Raw genomic sequence first — 2,025 nt, forward strand, 5'->3', positions numbered from 1 at the left:
GGATGCGGAATGAAAGCGCAAGACACACCCGCGGCCGGCGCTCTCCGGAGGAGAGGACCGGCCGCGGGCGCGGGAGGATGAGGTGAGGTTGAGGTGAAGCGGCCCGGGCGCTCCTCAGGCGTCGGGGCCGCCTCGGGCGTCAGGCGACGGTGCCCGTGCCGAAGGCCTCCGTGTGGATGCGCGGAGCGATGACGCCGATCTGCTTCAGACCCGCGGCGATCTCCTTCATGAAGTCGATCGGGCCGCAGAGGTAGAAGTCCGCGTCCGGATCCTGGCAGAAGCTGCGGATGCGGTCGACGGTGATGCGGCCGACGGCGTCGTAGTCCTCGCCGAGGTGGTCGTCTTCACCGGGCTCCGTGAAGAAGACCCCCTTGGCGGCGTTGGGCATGCCCTTCACCGCGGCGTCCACCTCCTTCTTGAGCGGGTAGTGGGCGAGGTTCTGGGTCGAGTAGAGGAAGTGCACGCGACGCAGCGGGTTCTTGACCGCGAGCTCCTCGAGCATCGGCACCATCGGCGTGATGCCGATGCCGGCGGCGATGAGGACGACGGGCGACTCGGCCTTGAGTTCGTCGATCACGAAGCTGCCGGTCGGGGCGGAGAACTCCACGACGTCGCCCACGTGGACGTGCGTGTGGAGGTGGTTCGAGACGAGGCCGTCGGGGGCGCCCGCGCGGCCGTGGATCGCCTTCACCGTGATGCGCAGGACGCCTTCACCCGGAGGGCAGGAGAGCGTGTACTGGCGCGGCTGCGTGAGGTCGAGCGCCTTGGAGTGGATGCGCACGGTCGCGTACTGGCCGGCCTTGTAGGTGGGGATGGCGCCGCCGTCGGTCGGACGGAAGTAGAAGGAGTCGACGTTCTCGCACTCCTTCACGCGGTTGACGCAGACGAAGGGGCGCCAGCCGGACCACCCGCCCTCGGCCGTGGTCTGCTCGTTATAGATCGACTGTTCGGCGGCGATGAGGATGTCGGCGAGCTGCTTGTAGGCGACAGCCCAGGCGTCGACGAGCTCGGGCGTCGCGGCCTCGCCCAAGACCTCCTTGATCGAGGCGAGGAGGTGGCGGCCGACGATCGCGTACTGCTCGGGGCGGATGCCGAGCGAGCAGTGGCGTTCGGCGATCTGGCGCACCGCGCCGCCGAGGCGCTCAAGGTGATCGATGTTGGCCGCGTAGGCGAGCACCGCCGCGGCGAGCGCCTGCTGCTGCGCGCCGTGAACCTGGTGCGCATGGTTGAAGACGTGGCGCAACTCGGGGTTCCCGGTGAGCATGCGCTTGTAGAAGTGCTTCGTGAGGTCCACGCCGTGGGCCTGAAGCACCGGAACGGTCGCCTTGATGAGTTCGATCTGAGCGGGGGTGAGCATTGTTCGTCTCCTTTTTTTTGCCTTCGATGGGGCGGGGCGGTCGAGCCGCCCAGGGGGCTGCTCGATCTGCCTTCTCTATGAACTCCATCTTAGCAATAAAGATGCATTTTAGGTGCAGCTTTTAAGAACTACTTACAAGTGGGCAATAATGTGGCCCGGATCTTGGACGAAATAACTAAATGTCTCCGACATCGGAACTGTGAGTTGCACTTCTTGTTTTGCAATGAGGCCTAACCCTTAGGACGGGTTCCAAGAGTCTCATTCAAACATCGAAATCGTCCGGAATTCCCTGAAAACATGGGGAATGTGCACTGTTGCAATTTGTTACATATAAGCGGCTGCAAAAGAGCGACGCAGGCGGCCAACGCTGAAATCTTTGGCTACAATTCCAGTATTCGTTCACATTCTTCGACCAGTCTTCAATTGGTTGTTTGAAAAATGCGAACGAACACCGCATCCGCAGGGCGTCTGCACTCATTCCCGGTGCAGACCTTTCCCGAAGCGGAAGCGTTCACGACCTGTTGATGGTCGTGAGGCGCCGCGCGTCCACCGGCTGGTCCCCGGCGGGCGCCCCGCGGCAGACATCCCGCCGGACGTCTGCCGGAGGCGGGCCAAACGGCGTGGTCGGTGCGTTTTTCGGCCGGCGTCTCCTCCTCCGGAAGGCGCTG

The 2,025-nt window shown here is 63.9% G+C and carries 1 protein-coding gene; it reads right to left on the bottom strand.

Annotation, left to right across the window (positions count from 1 at the left end):
* Positions 1-139: 139 nt before the first annotated feature.
* Entirely contained in the window at positions 140-1,357 is a 1,218-nt protein-coding gene (gene hmpA / locus ACT6Y9_RS10675; RefSeq protein ID WP_443744513.1) for an NO-inducible flavohemoprotein, read from the bottom strand.
* Between the last annotated feature and the right edge of the window lie 668 nt (positions 1,358-2,025).

Source organism: Sutterella sp. (genome assembly GCF_052272535.1).
Lineage (GTDB): Bacteria > Pseudomonadota > Gammaproteobacteria > Burkholderiales > Burkholderiaceae_F > Sutterella.